General features: G+C 73.6%; 13 protein-coding genes and 1 pseudogene. 10 read left to right on the forward strand and 4 right to left on the reverse strand.

Annotated features, from left to right (window positions below):
- From KPL57_RS08755 to KPL57_RS08770, 4 genes and pseudogenes are all read left to right on the forward strand, one after another.
- Positions 1 to 947: 2-oxo acid dehydrogenase subunit E2 (locus KPL57_RS08755; protein WP_226351191.1), on the forward strand; the 947-nt coding region annotated here is incomplete at its 5' end.
- Positions 948 to 1038: 91 nt separating this feature from the next.
- A complete protein-coding gene (locus KPL57_RS08760) occupies positions 1039 to 1548 on the forward strand; it encodes an FxsA family protein (protein WP_226351192.1) in 510 nt (169 codons plus the stop codon).
- Positions 1549 to 2155: 607 nt separating this feature from the next.
- Positions 2156 to 3345: pseudogene (locus tag KPL57_RS08765) on the forward strand (ATP-binding protein).
- A 197-nt stretch (positions 3346 to 3542) separates the two neighbouring features.
- Positions 3543 to 3863: a co-chaperone GroES gene (locus KPL57_RS08770; protein ID WP_043276256.1), complete on the forward strand. Its 321-nt coding sequence runs from the start codon at positions 3543 to 3545 to the stop codon at positions 3861 to 3863.
- On the opposite strand, the gene KPL57_RS08775 is transcribed toward KPL57_RS08770, so the two are convergent.
- Entirely contained in the window at positions 3854 to 5008 is a 1155-nt protein-coding gene (locus KPL57_RS08775; protein ID WP_226351231.1) for a hypothetical protein, read from the reverse strand. The two genes, KPL57_RS08770 and KPL57_RS08775, sit on opposite strands and share 10 nt — an antisense overlap.
- Here KPL57_RS08775 and KPL57_RS08780 point away from each other — a divergent pair.
- Together KPL57_RS08780 and KPL57_RS08785 are read left to right on the forward strand one after the other, a co-directional pair.
- Positions 4958 to 6553 carry a VanW family protein gene (locus KPL57_RS08780; RefSeq protein WP_226351229.1) on the forward strand — a complete coding sequence of 532 codons (1596 nt, stop codon included), beginning with the start codon at positions 4958 to 4960 and terminating at the stop codon, positions 6551 to 6553. The genes KPL57_RS08775 and KPL57_RS08780 overlap by 51 nt on opposite strands.
- Before the next feature lie 97 nt (positions 6554 to 6650).
- Positions 6651 to 7076: a CBS domain-containing protein gene (locus KPL57_RS08785; protein WP_226351193.1), complete on the forward strand. Its 426-nt coding sequence runs from the start codon at positions 6651 to 6653 to the stop codon at positions 7074 to 7076.
- A 66-nt stretch (positions 7077 to 7142) separates the two neighbouring features.
- Here KPL57_RS08785 and KPL57_RS08790 read toward each other — a convergent pair whose 3' ends face one another.
- Positions 7143 to 8981, reverse strand: coding sequence for an acyl-CoA dehydrogenase (locus KPL57_RS08790; RefSeq protein WP_226351194.1), 1839 nt, complete (start codon positions 8979 to 8981; stop codon positions 7143 to 7145).
- A gap of 400 nt (positions 8982 to 9381) precedes the next feature.
- On the opposite strand from KPL57_RS08790, the gene KPL57_RS08795 reads away from it, so the two are divergent.
- Both KPL57_RS08795 and KPL57_RS08800 read left to right on the forward strand, forming a co-directional pair.
- Positions 9382 to 10422: an N-acetylmuramoyl-L-alanine amidase gene (locus tag KPL57_RS08795; RefSeq protein WP_226351195.1), complete on the forward strand. Its 1041-nt coding sequence runs from the start codon at positions 9382 to 9384 to the stop codon at positions 10420 to 10422.
- Between the two features lie 74 nt (positions 10423 to 10496).
- Positions 10497 to 11684, forward strand: coding sequence for a class I SAM-dependent methyltransferase (locus tag KPL57_RS08800; RefSeq protein WP_226351196.1), 1188 nt, complete (start codon positions 10497 to 10499; stop codon positions 11682 to 11684).
- Positions 11685 to 11691: 7 nt separating this feature from the next.
- Here KPL57_RS08800 and KPL57_RS08805 read toward each other — a convergent pair whose 3' ends face one another.
- Positions 11692 to 12258 (reverse strand): TetR/AcrR family transcriptional regulator, encoded by a 567-nt coding sequence (locus KPL57_RS08805; RefSeq protein ID WP_226351197.1) that lies wholly within the window; start codon positions 12256 to 12258, stop codon positions 11692 to 11694.
- 117 nt (positions 12259 to 12375) lie between these two features.
- Here KPL57_RS08805 and KPL57_RS08810 point away from each other — a divergent pair, with 117 nt between their 5' ends.
- Both KPL57_RS08810 and KPL57_RS08815 read left to right on the forward strand, forming a co-directional pair.
- Positions 12376 to 12852: an NAD(P)-binding protein gene (locus KPL57_RS08810; RefSeq protein WP_226351198.1), complete on the forward strand. Its 477-nt coding sequence runs from the start codon at positions 12376 to 12378 to the stop codon at positions 12850 to 12852.
- The gene (locus KPL57_RS08815; RefSeq protein WP_226351199.1) at positions 12810 to 14021 is read left to right on the forward strand and encodes a GMC oxidoreductase; all 1212 of its coding nucleotides are present in this window, start codon (positions 12810 to 12812) and stop codon (positions 14019 to 14021) included. Before KPL57_RS08810 ends, KPL57_RS08815 begins: the two co-directional genes overlap by 43 nt.
- On the opposite strand, the gene KPL57_RS08820 is transcribed toward KPL57_RS08815, so the two are convergent.
- On the reverse strand, positions 14014 to 14646 hold the full coding sequence (locus tag KPL57_RS08820) for a 2-C-methyl-D-erythritol 4-phosphate cytidylyltransferase (protein ID WP_226351200.1): 633 nt from the start codon (positions 14644 to 14646) through the stop codon (positions 14014 to 14016). The two genes, KPL57_RS08815 and KPL57_RS08820, sit on opposite strands and share 8 nt — an antisense overlap.
- Positions 14647 to 14728: the final 82 nt, after the last annotated feature.

Raw genomic sequence — 14728 nt, forward strand, 5'->3', positions numbered from 1 at the left:
GTCCGCTGGGGGCGTCGGTCGCCGGGGGCCCCGTCGCGGCGGGGGCCGCCGGAGGTGTCACCGGAGCCGCTGTCGCGGGCGCCGCTGCCCCGAGTGCCGCCGGCCGGACTGCTGCCGGCCGGACTGCTGCCGGCCAGACTGCTGCCGGTCAGGGTGCAGCCGCACAGGGTGGTGTCGCCGGCCAGGGCGCCGGGGAGTCGGCGGGGGCTCCGGCCGGGCCGGGCGCGATCGCCACCACCACCCGACCCACCGAGGACCGCCGCGAGCCCATCCGCGGCGTCCGCAAGGCCACCGCCGCGGCGATGGTCGCGAGCGCGTTCACGGCGCCGCACGTCACCGAGTTCCTCGACGTCGACGTCACCGAGACGATGGCCCTGCGCGACCGGCTGCGGGCCTCGCGCGAGTTCGCCGGGGTCAAGCTGACCCCGCTGGCGTTCGTCGCGAAGGCCGCCTGCCTGGCCGCCGCGCGGACCCCGGCGATCAACGCCAGCTGGGACGAGCGCGCCGGCGAGATCGTCTACTACGCCCGCGTCCAGCTCGGCATCGCCGCCGCGACGCCGCGCGGGCTCGTCGTCCCCAAGATCCGCGACGCGGGCACCCTCACCCTGCGCGGCATGGCCGACGCGCTCACGACGCTCACCGACACCGCACGGGCGGGCCGGACCGCCCCGGCCGACCTGGTCGGAGGCACGTTCACCATCACCAACGTCGGCGTGCTCGGCGTCGACATCGGGACGCCGATCATCAACCCCGGCGAGGCCGCGATCCTCGCCGTCGGGTCGATCAAGCCCGCCCCGTGGGTCGTCGACGGCGAGCTGGTCGTGCGGACCGTGTGCCGGCTGGCGTTGTCGTTCGACCACCGCCTCGTCGACGGGGCCGAGGGCTCGCGGTTCCTCGCCGACGTCGGCGCGCTGCTGCACGACCCCGGGGTCGCCCTCACCTGGTGACCTGGGGAGATCATCCGAGTGCCCCCGGAGATCGATCCGGGGAATTCGGGCGATCCGGGAGCAGAACGGCGTGCCCGTGCGTTGTACGGGCATGCCGTTCGTGCTGCTCTACGTCGTGCTCGAGATCGTCGCGCTCGCCGGGCTGATCGCGTGGATCGGGCTGGGCTGGACCCTGCTGGTCCTGCTCGCCGGGTCCGTGCTCGGGCTCCTGCTCGCCCGTCGGGAGGGCGTCCGCGCCGCCCGCGCGCTCGCCACCGCGGTGCAGCGCGGGAAGCTGGCGCACGAGGAGGCGACCGACGGGCTGCTCGTCGCCGTCGGCGGCATCCTCATCTTCCTGCCGGGCCTGATCACCGACGTGCTCGGCTTCGCCCTGGTGTTCCCCCCGACCCGGGCCCTGGTCCGGCGTCGCATGGTGAGCGCCGCCGAGCGGGCCGCACCGGGTCTGCGCACCGCGCGGATCCGCTACGGCGCCACCGTGGTGGAGGGGGAGACCGTCACCGAGCCGCGCACGGCGACCGTGTACCCGCGCATCGCCGGTCCCGCCGCGGGCACCGGCCCGGTCGTCGAGGGCGAGGTCGTGGACGGTCCCGACCGCGCCTGACCCGTCACCGGGCCCGTGGTCGTCCGGCGCACCCCGCACGTGGTCTCCGCACCCCGTGCGGCGGGTGCGACGGCGGCACCAGGGGGTGCGACGGCCGGGCGCAGCACGCCTCGGGCCGGGGTGGTGGACGGCGGGGACGTTCGGGGGCGTCCCCGCCGTCCCTCTCACCAGCCGGGGCGCGCTCCTGCGAGCAGAGTGCGCAGGCTCTCCAGCCTCCGGCGACGCAGCGTGATCGGCTTCATCCGCAGCGTGGAGTGATGCATCCGGTCGGCGCGGTGCCGTCCTCGGTGTCGACCCACGGCGCTCTCCTCCCGGGCGTAGTCACGTGCGACAGGGTGGTGCACACAGCAGAGTGTTGCTGGTCAGCAGCGGTCGCGGAAGGTCGCGGGGTATGGGCCACCGGATCGTGACGACGACGCGGGCATTCACCGGCCGCACTCGCACGGTGCGTTCGCGTCGGACCCCACGGGCGATGCCGGAACCGGCCCGGACGGGCAGTGTGACCACGCTGAGTGATTATCGGCGTCGCTGGGCCGCCCGGGTGGCGGGGAGGCGACACGCCGCCGTCGTCTACGGAATTCCGAAGATCGGCGGATACCGTCGTCGCATGGATCCGGTGCGCAACCCGTTCGCCCCCGGCGCGGGTCAGCGCCCGCCCGAGCTGGCCGGCCGGGACCGCGAGGTGGACGCCTTCGAGATCGTCCTGGAGCGGGTCGCCCGCGGCCGCCCGGAGCGGAGCCTGGTGCTCACCGGGCTGCGCGGCGTCGGCAAGACGGTCCTGCTCGGCGAGCTGCGCTCGATGGCGATGCACGCCGGCTGGGGCGCCGGGAAGATCGAGGCCCGGCCCGACGCCGACCTGCGCCGTCCGCTGTCCGCGGCGCTGCACCGCGCGATCCGCGACCTCGCCGTCCGGCACCGTGCCCCCGAGCGCATCGACGAGGTGCTGGGGGTGCTCAAGGCGTTCGCGCTCCGGTCGTCGCCGGAGGGTACGAAGCTGCGGGAGCGCTGGCAGCCCGGCATCGACGTCCCGGTGAAGAACGGGCGCGCGGACTCGGGCGACATCGAGATCGACCTGGTCGAGCTGTTCACCGAGGTCGCCGAGCTCGCCCAGGACGTCGGCTCCGGCATCGCCCTGCTGATCGACGAGATGCAGGACCTGCGGCCCGAGGACGTCTCCGCGCTCTGCGCCGCCTGCCACGAGCTGTCCCAGGCCCGGGTGCCCCTCGTCGTCGTCGGGGCGGGGCTGCCGCACCTGCCCGCGGTGCTGTCGGCGTCGAAGTCCTACTCGGAACGGCTGTTCAAGTACTCGCGGATCGACCGGCTGGACCGTAAGGACGCCGACTTCGCGCTGATCGCCCCCGCCGAGCGGGAGGACGCGACCTTCGACCAGGAGGCCCTCGACGACCTCTACGTCCGCTCGGGCGGCTACCCGTACTTCGTGCAGGCCTACGGCAAGGCCGCCTGGGACGCCGCGCCGACCAGCCCGATCGGTGCGAAGGACGTCGAGATGGCCGCCCCCGAGGCCGATGCCGAGCTCGCGGTCGGCTTCTTCGGCTCCCGCTTCGAGCGGGCGACGCCCGCCGAGCGGGAGTACCTACGGGCGATGGCCGAGCTGACCGACGGGGAGGACCACCCGTCGAGACGTCGCTGGTCGCCAAGCACCTGGACCGGCGGGCGTCGTCGCTGTCCCCCGCGCGCGACAGCCTGCTCAAGAAGGGCCTCGTGTTCTCGGCCCAGCGCGGGCAGATCGCCTTCACCGTGCCGCACTTCGGGCGGTACCTGCTCGCCAACACCTGAGCCCCGCTGCTCCGGACGAGTTGAAAACTGTTTGCGGTGTAACGGGTCGTCGTGGCAGTGCGAAACCCCTGCTGAGCCCCGCGGCGCCACCCGACCCCCGACTCGGTAGCGCCGCGGGGCGTTCCACGTTCGGGGCAGGCTGTCGCCCGCCCCGGGCGCTGCCGGGGGCGTCAGGGGTCACCCGTAGCATCGGCCCGGTGGCCGAGCCCAAACTCGAGATCCAGATGCTCCATGACCGAGTCATGATCAAGAGGGTCGAGGGTTCCGGCGAGCGACGGAGCTCGGCCGGAATCGTGATCCCGGCAACCGCACAGGTCGCCAAGCGTCTGGTCTGGGGAGAGGTGGTCGGGGTGGGACAGCACGTGCGCACGGTGAAGGCCGGCGACCGCGTCCTGCTCGCCCCGGAGGACCAGTACGAGGTCGAGATCGCCGGCGTCGGGCACCTGGTCATGCGCGAGCGGGATCTGCACGCGGTGGCCTCCGAGGCCACCCAGCACGGGACCGGTCTCTACCTCTGATCCCCCCGGGTCGCGCCGGTCCGCACGGACCCGCGGCCCACCCGGTTCGACGGCGGTGTCGACGCAGGCGGCGACGTCGGCCTCGATGACAGAGTCGATGGCAGTGCGGAAAGGAAGTCCCACGTCATGCCCGAGCGCCCTCCCTCGTCCGACGACGCGGACGAGCAGCCGGCGACGGCCGCGCCGGAGCCGGGAGACCAGCCGAACGGCGACGCCGCCGGTGCCGGTCGCCCCGTGATGCCCGCCCGCCGTCCCTCGCCCGGTCCCGCGGCAGCCGCTCCCACCACAGCCGCCCCCGCCGCCGCGCAGGGGACCAACGCGCCGCAGGGCGCGGCAGAGGCCCCGGCCGCCGACACCCGGGCCACCGAGACCCGGAGCGCCGAGACCCGGCCGCCGAGACTCCGGCCGCCGACGCGTCCGGGCCCGCCGATCCGGCCGAGGCCGCCGAGCAGGCGCCGCCGGAGTCCCCCGCGGCCCGCACCGTCGTCGGACAGGCCACCACCGCGGACGACCCGGCCGCGCCGTCGCCCGCCGGGCACCAACCGTCCCCGCAGCGCCCGGGCACCGGTGCCCCGCAGCCCGGCCGGGCGCCGCGGCAGGATCCCGGCACGACCGCACCGCAGGCCGGTGGTGCCCCGGCGCCCGCCGCGTCGGAGCCCGGCCCCCGGACCTCCGGCGGACAGGACCCGACCCGCCCGGTCCCCGCCGCCCCCGAGGGCCGGGACCAGGACACCGTCCGTGTCCCCCCGCTCAGCGAGCAGCGCACTCAGGTCCTGCCCCGGGTCACCCCCGCCGCGTCCGCGACGCCGCCCACGGGCGGCGCTGGCGAGCAGACCGCCCGCATCCACACCGGCGGCCCTGGCGCGGGCACCGCGGTCCTCGGCGCCGGCGCGTTCGGTGCCGCGGGCCCCGCGGCCGCGACCGGTCCGGGTGGGCCGGGCGGCCCCGGTGGTCCCGGCGGCGGCGACGGGGGTGGCGGCGACGAGGGTGGCGACGGCGAGAGCGGTGACGGCCCGCAGCGCAAGCGCCCGGTCGGCCTGATCGTCGCGGCCGCCGCGCTCGGTGTGCTCGCTCTCGGTTACGTCGGCGACCTCGTGCTCAGCTCCGGCAGCGTGCCGCGCGGCGTCGTCGTCGCCGGTCAGCACATCGGTGGCATGTCGCGGGCCCAGGCCACCGAGACGCTGCAGGCGGCGATCGAGCCGCGCGCCGGCGCGCCGGTGCCGGTCCAGGCCGGTGAGGTCCGCTCCGAGATCGACCCGAAGGCCGCGGGCCTGCAGGTCGACTACGCGCGCACCCTCGACGAGGCGGGCGAGCAGCGGCTGAACCCGATCACCCGGATCTCCTCGTTCTTCACCACCCGCGAGGTCGGGGTGGTCAACTCCGCCGACGACCGCGCCGTGCGCACCGCGCTCGAACAGATGGCCCCGCTGGTCATGAAGGAGCCCAAGGAGGGCTCGGTCCAGTGGCAGGGCGTCACCCCGATGCCGGTCGCGCCGGAGCCGGGCCAGCAGCTCGACGTCGACGCGGCCGTCGGCGTCGTCGAGGAGCAGTGGGCCTCCGGCGAGCCGGTGCAGCTGCCGCTGATCGTCGAGCAGGCGGTCACCACCCCGGCCGACGTGCAGAAGGCCATCGACGAGGTCGCCAAGCCCGCCGTCGCCGGTCCACTGACGATCACCGGCGAGGGCGCGAACGCGACCATCACCCCCGAGGACATCACCACCGCGCTCAGCTTCACCGCGGACCCGCAGGGCCCGGTGAAGCTGAAGCCGGTGATCGCGAACAAGACCCTCGAGGACATCGCGGCGCCGCAGCTGGCGAGCACCGAGAAGCCCGGCGTCGACGCCCAGCTCGACTTCGCCGCGACCCCGCCGCGGGTCGTCCCGTCGCAGGACGGGCGCGGCATCGACTACGACGCGACCTTCGCGAACGTGCTGCCGATCCTCACCGGCCAGGGCGAGCGCACCGTCGCCGCGGTCTACGCGAACAAGCCGGCCGAGATCACCACGGCCGACCTGCAGTCGCTGGGCAACGCGACCGAGATCTCGACGTTCACCACCGGCGGGTTCGCCGCCGACTCGGGGCAGAACATCAAGCGCGCCGCCGAGGCCATCAACGGCCAGATCGTGCAGCCCGGCGAGACGTTCAGCCTCAACGCCGTCAGCAACCCCCGCAACGCCGCCAACGGCTACGTCGAGGCCGGCATCATCGAGGACGGCCACCCGGCGCGCGGCGTCGGCGGCGGTGTCTCCCAGCTCGCGACGACGCTGTACAACGCCTCGTACTTCGCCGGCATGACCGACATCGAGCACAAGGAACACAGCTACTACATCAGCCGCTACCCGGTGGCCCGTGAGGCGACGGTCTTCGACGACCTCATCGACGTCAAGTTCCGCAACGACGGCCCCACTCCGGTGCTGATCCGCACGGCGTGGACGCCCAGCAACGTCACCGTCTCGTTCGTCGGCCAGAAGATGTACGACGTCACCTCGACGACCGGACCGCGGACCAACCCGACCCAGCCGCAGGTCGTCAACATCCCGGCCGGTCAGCCGTGCAGCCCCAGCAAGGGCTCGCCCGGCTTCACCGCGACCGACACCCGGACCATGCGCAACGTCCAGACCGGGGAGACGACGAGCAAGACCCGCACGGTCAAGTACAACCCGCAGCCGATCGTGCAGTGCGGCGGCTGATCCGGTGATCGTCGCGTCCAGGGGGTGACGTAACCCACGTCACATTCGTACCCTGATCCCTCCAGCCGTCGGACAGCGAGGGATCGGGGTACCCCCAATGCGCATCGCGGACGTTCTGAGGAGCAAGGGCAGCGCGGTGAGCACCGTGGCGCCGGACGACCCGGTGGTCGAGGTGCTCCGGGCGATCGCCGAGCGGAACCTCGGCGCACTGCCGGTCGTCGACGGCGACCGGCTGGTCGGCATCGTCTCGGAGCGGGACGTGGTGCGCCGGTTGCACAGCCACGGCGCCGCGCTGCTCGACGCGCGGGTGGCCGAGGTGATGACCACCGAGGTGGTCACCTGCTCGCCCGGCGACGGCGTCGGTGACCTCGCCCGGGTCATGACCGACCGCCGGGTGCGGCACCTGCCGGTCGTCGTCGACGGGGCGCTGGCCGGGATCGTGTCCATCGGCGACCTGGTCAAGGCCCGGATGGACATGCTCGAGCAGGAGCGTGAGCAGCTGGAGAGCTACATCGCGCAGTAGCGGCGCGACGAGGAAGGGCCCCGGGCGGGGAGTCCGCACCCGGGGCCCTTCGTCATGGGAACCAGATCAGAACGAGGCCTCGTCGAGCTCCATGAGCGCGTTGTCGGCGTTCGCGATGATCGCCTTCTCCGAGGTCAGACGGGGCAGCACGGACTTCGCGAAGAACGTCGCGACGCCGACCTTGCCCTCGTAGAAGGCCCGGTCCTTCGCCGGGACGCCGTCGGTGCCCAGTGCGGCGAGCGCGACGGTCGCCTGACGCAGCAGCAGCCAGCCGACGAGCAGGTCGCCGACCGCCATGAGCAGCCGCACGGTGTGCTGGCCGACCTTGTACAGCTCGGTGGCGTCCTTGGTGGAGGCGTAGAGGTAGCCGGTCAGCGTGCCGAGCATCCCCTGCACGTCGGTGAGCGCGGTGCGCAGGAGCTCACGCTCCTCCTTGAGCCGGCCGTTGCCCGCCTCGGAGTCGATGAACGCCTGGATCTCGCCCGCGACGTGCGCGAGCGCCTGACCGTTGTCCCGGACGATCTTGCGGAACAGGAAGTCCTGGGACTGGATCGCGGTGGTGCCCTCGTAGAGGGAGTCGATCTTGGCGTCCCGGATGTACTGCTCGATCGGGTAGTCCTGGAGGAAGCCGGACCCGCCGAGGGTCTGCAGCGACTGCACGAGCTGCTCGGTGGCGCGCTCGGAGCCGACACCCTTGACGATCGGCAGCAGCAGGTCGTTGACCTTCTCCGCCAGCTCGGTGCTGATCCCGCTGCCCTCGTCGCCGAGGCGCACCCTGTCCTGGAAGGTCGAGGTGTAGATGTACACCGCGCGTAGGCCCTCGGCGTACGCCTTCTGCAGCATCAGGCTGCGGCGGACGTCCGGGTGGTGGGTGATCGTGACGCGCGGCGCCGTCTTGTCCGTCATCTTCGTCAGGTCGGCGCCCTGCACGCGCTCCTTGGCGAACTCGAGCGCGTTGAGGTAGCCGGTCGACAGGGTGCCGATGGCCTTGGTGCCGACCATCATCCGGGCGTACTCGATGACCTGGAACATCTGGGCGATGCCGTCGTGCACGTCACCGAGCAGCCAGCCGACGGCCGGGGTGCCGTGCGCCCCGAAGGTCAGCTCACAGGTCGTGGAGGCCTTGAGGCCCATCTTGTGCTCGACGTTGGTCACGAAGGCGCCGTTGCGCTCGCCCGGCTCACCGGTCTCGGTGTCGAAGTGGAACTTCGGCACGAGGAACAGCGACAGGCCCTTGGTGCCCGGCCTCGCGCCCTCGGGGCGGGCCAGCACCAGGTGCATGATGTTCTCGGTGAAGTCCTGCTCGGCCGAGGTGATGAAGCGCTTCACACCCTCGATGTGCCAGGCGCCGTCGTCCTGCTGGATCGCCTTGGTCCGGCCGGCCCCGACGTCCGAGCCCGCGTCCGGCTCGGTCAGCACCATCGTGGCGCCCCAGCCCCGGTCGATCATCAGCTGGGCCCAGCGCTTCTGCTCCTCGTTCCCGTTCTTGTGGAGGATCGAGGCGAAGTTCGGGCCGGCCATGTACATGAAGATGGCCGGGTTGGAGCCGCACATCAGCTCGGCGGCGGCCCACTGCACCGACGGCGGGATGCCCATGCCACCCAGCTCGTTCGGCAGGCCGAGGCGCCACCACTCGCCGTCCCAGAGGACCTTGTAGGCGTCCTTGAGCTCCTGCGGGGTGGTGACCGTGTGGTCCTCGGGGTGGAAGACCGGCGGGTTGCGGTCGATCGTGGCGTAGTGCTCCGCGAGCGGTCCGGTGCAGACGGTCGACAGCTCCGACAGCACGCCCTTGGCGGTGTCGACGTCGACGTCGGCGAACGGCCCCGTCCCGAGGTGGTTCTGTACCTCGAACACCTCGAAGAGGTTGAACTCGAGGTCGCGCACGTTGCTCTTGTAGTGGCCCATCCGTCCTTCACCGCCGTTCGTGCCAGGGCCGATCGACTTACCGGCCGGTAACTGACTCCAGAGTATTACCGACGGGTAACCCAGGCAAGGGCGCAGGTGCGGGTCGGGACCGCTCACCTGTGTGACGCGCTCGACCGGCGCGCCCGCGCCGTACTTCTCCCGTGAACCGAGAGAATGCGGAGTCGCACGGGACGGATGTGGCGTGTGTGACGAAGGCGGTACCGGCTCGGTGCGGCCGATGGGGGGCAGCAGCGATGGGCGAGCCGGGGCAGAGCTGGAGTCGCCGCGGGCTGCTGGTCGGTGGCGCGGTCGTCGGCGCGGGCCTGGTCCTGCCCGGCCGGGCGTTCGCCGGGCCGCCGCCGGCCACCGACCCCGCCCCGCCCCGCCCGCCACCGACCCGGTGCCCGGTCCGTCGGCGGTCCCGGGGCCGGACGGCATGCCCGGACCGGCCGGTGCCGGCCCCCTCGCGGAGGGCGTGCCGATCCCGTTCATCGCGCGCTGCTTCGAGTGGGGTGCGCGCAAGCCGAAGTCCGCGCCGAAGATCTGGGACCGGCGTCCGATCCGGATCCTGGTCCACCACACGGCCGGGGCGAACACGACCGACTACAGCGTCGGCGCCGCGCACCGGATGGCGAGGGCGATCCAGAACTACCACATGGACCGCAACGGCTGGCTCGACTCCGGGCAGCACTTCACCATCTCGCGCGGCGGGCACGTGCTGGAGGGCAGGCTCTGGAGCCTCGGTGAGCTCAACGGGGGCCGCCGCGTCGTCGAGGGGGCGCACTCGCCGGGCCAGAACGTCATCGCGATCGGCATCGAGAACGAGGGCACCTACATGGGCGTCGACCCGACGCCGGCACTGTGGAACTCGCTGCGCATCACCTGCGCCTACATCTGCCTGCGCTACGGCATCGCCCCGACCGAGCTCTACGGCCACCGCGACTACCGCAACACCCTCTGCCTCGGCGACCGTCTCTACGCCGCGCTGCCCCGACTGCGTCGTGAGGTGGCGGGGCTGCTGGGCAGGCGGCTCTCCCGCACCGAGGCGACCAAGGCGAGCTGGCCGCTGCTGCGCACCGGCGACCGCGGACCGATCGTCGAGGCAGCCCAGTACCTGCTGCGCGACGCCGGGTCGCTGACCGGGAAGCCCGACGGCCGGTTCGACGACCGCACCGCGGCCGCGGTGAGCGAGTTCCAGCGCGCGCACCGCGCCGACGACGTCAACGGCCTGCTCGGCGGGGAGACCTGGCCGGAGCTGGCCCGCACGGTGCGCGCGGGCGCCGAGGGCGACGCCGCCCGTGCGGTCGAGGTGCTCGCGGCGGCGCGACGGGTGGAGAGCGTGCCCGACGTCGTCGACCACCCGCAGTGGCAGAAGCTGCTCGGGACCTCCGGCAGTCCCGTCCCGGACGCGCACGACCCGCAGGGCGTGCTGAACCGCTGAAGGCCACGCGCGGGCCCCGTGCGGGCGGAGAGCGCCCGCACGGACGGGTGACGGACTGCCGCTAGTCTCGCCCGGTGCTGAACCGCTGCCCCGCGTGCGACGCGCCCGCGAGCGATCCGTTCTTCTCGGTGACCGGGCTGCCGGTGCACGGCACCGCGGTGCTGCCCGACCCGGTCTCGGCGCGGTCGGTGGCCACCGGTGACCAGGTGCTCGTGCTCTGCGAGCGCTGCGGGCTGGTGTTCAACCGCGACTTCGACCCGGGGCTGCTCGACTACACCGGCGACCACGAGGAGTCCCAGCACCACTCCCCCCGCTTCGCCGCCTACGCCGCGGAGATCACCGCGGACTGGGTGGCGCGGTTCGGCCTGGCCGGACGGCACGTCGTCGAGGTGGGCTGCGGGTCCGGTGACTTCGCCGCCGAGCTGCTCGGCGCCGGCGTCGGCCGGGTCACCGGGATCGACCCGCACTTCGTGCCGCAGCGGGTCCGGCCCGAGCTCGCGGACCGGCTCACCGCCGTCCCCGCGGAGTTCGCCCGTGACCAGGTCGAGCCGGACACCGCGGCCCTGGTCTGCCGGCACACCCTGGAGCACATCCCCGACCTCGCCGTCTTCGGCGCGGAGCTGTACGCCGGGCTGCGTCGCGGCGGTGGCCGGGCGCTGCTCGCCGAGGTGCCCGACCTGGGCCGGATCCTCGACGAGGGCGCCTTCTGGGACCTGCAGTACGAGCACTGCTCCTACTTCACGCCGGCGACCATGCGGACCTTCCTGGCCGGGGTCGGCTTCTCCGACCCGCAGGTGCGGCTGACCTACGCCGACCAGTACGTCGTCGCCGAGGCGGGGCCGGACGGGACCCCGAGTGCGCCCGTGCTGGAGCCGCACCTGCGCGACGCGCTGCGCGGCGCCTGCCTGGACTTCGCGACCCGGGTGTCGGACCAGGTCGGACGCTGGCGGGAGTGGCTGGGCGGGCGGGCCGCGACCGGCGACGAGGTGGTCGTCTGGGGCGGCGGGGCGAAGGGGCTGACCTTCCTCAACGTCGTCGAGGGCGGGGCGGAGGGGACCGGCGCGGTCGGCGCGGTCGTCGACATCAACCCCGGCCTGCAGGGCCGCTTCATGGGCGGGCTCGGGCTGCCGATCCGCGCGCCGAAGGACCTGCTGGACTCCCCGCCGCGGTCGGTGCTGCTGATGAACCCGGTCTACACCGGCGAGGTGCGGGCCACGCTCGACGAGCTGGGGCTCGGGTCGACGGAGCTGCTCGCGGTCTGAGTCCCGCTCACCGGTCCGCGTCGCGCAGCTCGCGCACCGCGCGGGCGAGTTCGGCGCGGGCGTCGGCGGGGTCGTCGAGGCCGATCCCGGTGAGCACCAACGCCCCGGCGAGCAGCAGCCGCGCGGTGCGCCGGGCCGGGCCGGAGAGGTCGTCACCGCAGACGCGGTCGAACCGGTCCTGGAAGTCGTCGATCACCGAGTCCCGGATCCGGCGGGCTGCCGGGTCGTGCCCGAAGAACACCACGCGCAGTGCGCTGTCCAGTGCGCTGTTCCCGGCCAGGGCGGCGACTAGACCGTCGACGTAGCCGGCGACGCGCTCCTCCACCGGCAGCCGGTCGTCCGGCTCCTCACCGGGCGCGGCGCGCAGGTGGGTCACGAACACCGCGGCGAGCAGGTGCTCCTTCGAACCGAACACCTTGTACGCGGTCGCCGGGGAGACCCCGGCCCGGCGGGCCACCCGGCGCACGGTGAGCACGTCGGCGCCGTGTTCGGCGAGCTCCGCGCCACCCGCGTCGAGCAGCCGGGTGCGCGTCGCCGGTGCGACCTCGCTGGGCCGGAGGATCGCCTCGTCCACCGGGTCCAGGGTAGTGCGCGACCCGACGTACCGAACCCGGTACCGAGGGTCGCGGGAACTGCGCTACGGTCACCGCACCCGATGGACAGGTGTCCATCCGGCCCACGGGAGGCTCACGTGCGCACGATCAGCCGCAGGACCGTCCTCGCCGGCGCGGCAGGCGCCGCCGGACTCGGGCTGCTGGGCAGCGGGGTCGCCGCCGCGGCGCCCGGCCGGATCGCGGTCACCCGCGAGGAGCACCGGGTGGTCGTCGTCGGGTCCGGCTTCGGCGGCGGGGTCACCGCGCTGCGCCTGGCGCAGGCCGGGGCGCCGGTGCTCGTGCTGGAGCGCGGTCGGCGCTGGGTCACCGGCCCGAACGCGGAGACCTTCCCGCGGGTCCTGACCAATCCCGACCGCAGGCTGTTCTGGCTCGACACCGTCGCCGACCCGCTGGACGGGCCGCCGAACCCGCTGTCGGTGCTGCTCGGGCGGCCGACCCGGAGCACCCGGGCGCGGTCCCGCTGTCCCCCGGCCGCTACACCGGTCTGCTGGAGCGGGTCGGCGGCAACGGCATGGACGTGTTCTGCGCGGCGGGCGTCGGCGGCGGGTCACTGATCTACCAGGGCATGACGCTGCAGCCGTCCGCGGAGCTCTTCGCGGCCACGATGCCCCGCGAGCTCGACTACGACGTGCTCGCCCGCGAGCACTACCCGCGGGTCGCGCGGATGCTGCGCCTGGAAACCGCACCCGACGAGCTGATCAACTCCCCCACCTACCGCTCGTCGCGGGTGTTCCGGGACCGCGCCGAGGCCGCCGGCTACGAGGTCGAGAAGATCCCGATGCCGATCGACTGGGACTACGCGCTGGCCGAGCTGCGCGGGGAGATGAAGGCCACCTACACCAACGGCGACGGCGCGCTCGGTGTGAACAACGGCGGCAAGCACAGCGTCGACGTCACCTACCTCGCCGAGGCCGAGGCGACCGGCCGGGTCACCGTCGCGACGCTGCACCAGGTCACCGACGTCATCCGGGCCGCCGACGGGCGCTGGGAGGTGCACGTCGACCGGATCGACGAGACCGGCACCATCCAGGAGAAGAAGATCATCACGACTCCGGCGCTGGTGCTCGCCGCGGGGACGCAGAACACCAACCGGCTGCTGCTGCGCGCCCGCGCGCACGACACGATCCCGGACCTGCCCGACGCCCTCGGCGAGAACTGGGGCACCAACGGCGACCGGATCTGCACCTGGGTCTCCCCCGTCGAGGACTTCGGCCCGGTGCAGGGCGGGCCGGTGGTGTTCGGGACGAAGGACTGGGCGGACCCGGCATCGGCGAACACGATCATCCAGGCGTCGCTGCCGCCGCTGCCGCTCGGGCTCGGCCGCACCGTCACGATGATCGTCGGCTACGGCGTCAGCGCCGGCCGCGGCCGCGTCACCTGGGACCCGGTGCGCCAGGAGGGCGTCGTGCAGTGGCCGCTCGACGGCGACGCGCCGCTCACCTCGCGCATCCACGAGCGGATGGCCCGCATCACCGGCGTGCGCGGCACCTTCGTCGACACCACCTACGTCGTGCCGACGACCTGGCACCCGCTCGGCGGTGCGTGCATCGGCACGGTCTGCGACGTCGCGGGCCGGGTGCAGGGCCAGCGCGGGCTCTACGTGCTCGACGGGTCGCTGATGCCGGGCACCACGGCGGCCTGCAACCCGTCGATGACGATCGCGGCCGTCGTCGAGCGCGCCACCGACGACCTGATCGCCCAGGACGTCGGCACGCTCATCTGACCAGCCGCCGGACGACGGCCAGGTCCTCCGGGCTCGCCACGTGCAGGTTCGCCGGGTCCCCCGGCACCGTCACCACGCGGTGGCCCAGCGCGGCGAGCATCCCGGAGTTCTCCACCGGCCGGGGTGCGTCGGCGTGCGCGGCCCGCAGCACGTCCGCCCGGAACGCCTGCGGTGACTGGGTGATGACCGCGTCCTGCTTGGGAAGGGTCTCGACGACGACGCCGTCGACCACCCGCTGCACCACCTCCAGCAGCGGGACGACCGGCACCGCCCCGTCCGCTCCGGCACGCACGGCGTCGACGACGTCGGTGAAGATCCGGTCCGCGGCGAGCGGGTGTGCGGGGTCGGCGAGCACCAGGATCCCGGCGTCGCCGGGCACCACGGCGAGCCCGGCACGCAGTGACTCGGACTGGTGGTCGCCGCCGACGGCGAGCGCGTCGACCGGCTCGCCGTCCCAGTCCACACCGGACGGCAGCACCAGCGCGACCCGGTCGCAGGTGCGTCGGGCGGCGGCGACGGTGTGGTCGACCAGCCGGAGCCCCGCCAGCTCGTCGAGCTGTTTCAACCGGCCGTAGCGCAGCCCCCGGCCGCCCGCCAGCACGATCGCCCACACGTGGTCCCGCACTCCGGTGATCCTGCCGGGACCGCCGGAAGAACCGGACACCGCACCCGATAGCCTCGGTCGTCCCCGCTCGGGCGACCCGATC

It is taken from the genome of Pseudonocardia sp. ICBG601, from assembly GCF_020496245.1.

What these genes read in the sequence shown, in the direction of transcription:
- KPL57_RS08760 (WP_226351192.1), top strand. Translation starts at nt 1,039, where the DNA reads ATGCCGTTCGTGCTGCTCTACGTCGTGCTCGAGATCGTCGCGCTCGCC.
- KPL57_RS08815 (WP_226351199.1), top strand. Translation starts at nt 12,810, where the DNA reads ATGGACGTGTTCTGCGCGGCGGGCGTCGGCGGCGGGTCACTGATCTAC.
- KPL57_RS08785 (WP_226351193.1), top strand. Translation starts at nt 6,651, where the DNA reads ATGCGCATCGCGGACGTTCTGAGGAGCAAGGGCAGCGCGGTGAGCACC.
- KPL57_RS08790 (WP_226351194.1), bottom strand. Translation starts at nt 8,981, where the DNA reads ATGGGCCACTACAAGAGCAACGTGCGCGACCTCGAGTTCAACCTCTTC.